Source organism: uncultured Leptotrichia sp. (assembly GCF_938036635.1).
In the GTDB taxonomy this organism is placed as follows: domain Bacteria; phylum Fusobacteriota; class Fusobacteriia; order Fusobacteriales; family Leptotrichiaceae; genus Leptotrichia; species Leptotrichia hongkongensis.
This window is the reverse complement of sequence record NZ_CALHQO010000429.1, coordinates 1-1777: the sequence shown is the minus strand read 5'-3', so window position 1 is coordinate 1777 and position 1777 is coordinate 1. Positions and strand designations below refer to the sequence as shown.

Here is a 1777-nt window from a genome sequence, read left to right as displayed (position 1 = left end):
TATTGACTTTATAAATATAGTAAAATATATAAAATTTATGATTTAGTAATTTTATTTACTTTATGAGACAGACCCTTTTTTATTCAACTATATCAAATCCTCATTTCCACTCCATTATCCCTCAAATACCTTTTCAGCTCCATAATTTCCACTTCTTTAAGATGAAAAATCGAAGCTGTTAGTCCTGCATCAATTCCTGGTATTTTAAATAATTCCTTAAAATGTTCCATATTTCCAGCTCCACCTGACGCAATTATTGGAATTGACAATTTTTTAGCCAAAATTGATAATAATTCCAAATCAAAGCCAGTTTTAACGCCATCCGTATCGATACTGTTCACAACAACTTCTCCAGCTCCATTTTCCTGCCCCTGCACAAACCATTCAATTGCATCAATTCCAGTATTTTCTCTACCGCCTTTTGCAAAAACTTTAAATTTGCCGTCTACTCTTTTTACATCGACAGACAAAACTACACACTGATCTCCATATTTTTTTGCAGCTTCTTCAATTAGTTTTGAATTTCTTATTGCACCTGAATTGACACTTACTTTATCTGCCCCCGCTTTTAGCACTCTGTCAAAATCATCTAGTGTATTTATCCCACCGCCAACAGTAAGCGGAATAAATATTTGACTTGCCACTTCCTTTAAAATATCAGTATTTCCTCAACAGTTGCTGTAATATCATAAAAAACAAGTTCATCAGCACCAGATTTATTATAAAACTTTGCTAACTCAACGGGATTCTCAACCTCTTTTATCTCGGTAAAATTAACACCTTTTACCACTTTCCCGTTTCTCACGTCCAAACAGGGAACTATTCTCTTTGCAAGCATTTTTGCACCCACTTTCTTTTAATATGCAATATTTACATTTTCAATTTCATTTAAACAATTTTTAAAATATTATTTGCTAACTTCCAATACTTCTTTTAAATCAAGATTTCCAGAATAAATCGCCTTTCCAACAATAGCTCCATAAACTCCATTTTCATTAAGTTCTTTTATTTCATCTAAAAATGTAATTCCACCAGAAGCTATAATATTTGATTTTACTATTTTGGACAACTTTTTATAAATTTCAAGATTTGTACCATTTAACATTCCATCTTTTGAAATGTCGGTATAAATTATTGTTTTTTACTCCAATGTCCGATAACTTTTTGCAAAACTCAACTGAACTGAATTTAATTCAACGGTTTCTGTCCATCCCTTTACAGCTACTTTTTCATTTTTCGCATCCACAGAAACTGCAATTTTATCTCCATATTTTTTTACCATTTCTATTAAAAACTCTTCATTTTCAACAGCAATCGTTCCTAAAATAACTCTATTTACACCCAATTCAATATATTTTTTTATTCTCTCTTCATCACGGATTCCACCGCCAACTTGAACAAAAAAATCACTTTTTTCAACCAGTTCTTTTATAACTTCATAATTTTTAGTGTTTCCGTCTTTTGCTCCGTCCAAATCTACAATATGAAGATTTTTTGAATTATTTTTATTAAAAAAATCCAAAACTTCAACAGGATTTTTAAAAAACACTTCCACTTGATTATAATCTCCTTGTTTCAATCGCACTGCCTGACCGTTATGTAAGTCTATCGCTGGAAAAATCTCTATCATAATTTAATCTCCTTCAAATATTATATACTTTATTCTATAACTCTATTTTTTTATGTACTGCAAAATTTTTCAAAAAAGTTAGGTCATTCCAAAATACAAAGGAAAAATCATCATATTTGGAATATCTGCTCCAACAACCATACTCGA

At 30.7% G+C, this 1777-nt stretch carries 2 pseudogenes; both read right to left on the bottom strand.

Going from position 1 to position 1777, the window contains the following annotated elements:
• Nucleotides 1-92: 92 nt before the first annotated feature.
• Nucleotides 93-838: pseudogene (gene hisF / locus Q0370_RS08585) on the bottom strand (imidazole glycerol phosphate synthase subunit HisF).
• 69 nt (nt 839-907) lie between these two features.
• Nucleotides 908-1630 (bottom strand): annotated as a pseudogene (gene hisA, locus Q0370_RS08575) (1-(5-phosphoribosyl)-5-[(5-phosphoribosylamino)methylideneamino]imidazole-4-carboxamide isomerase).
• Between the last annotated feature and the right edge of the window lie 147 nt (nt 1631-1777).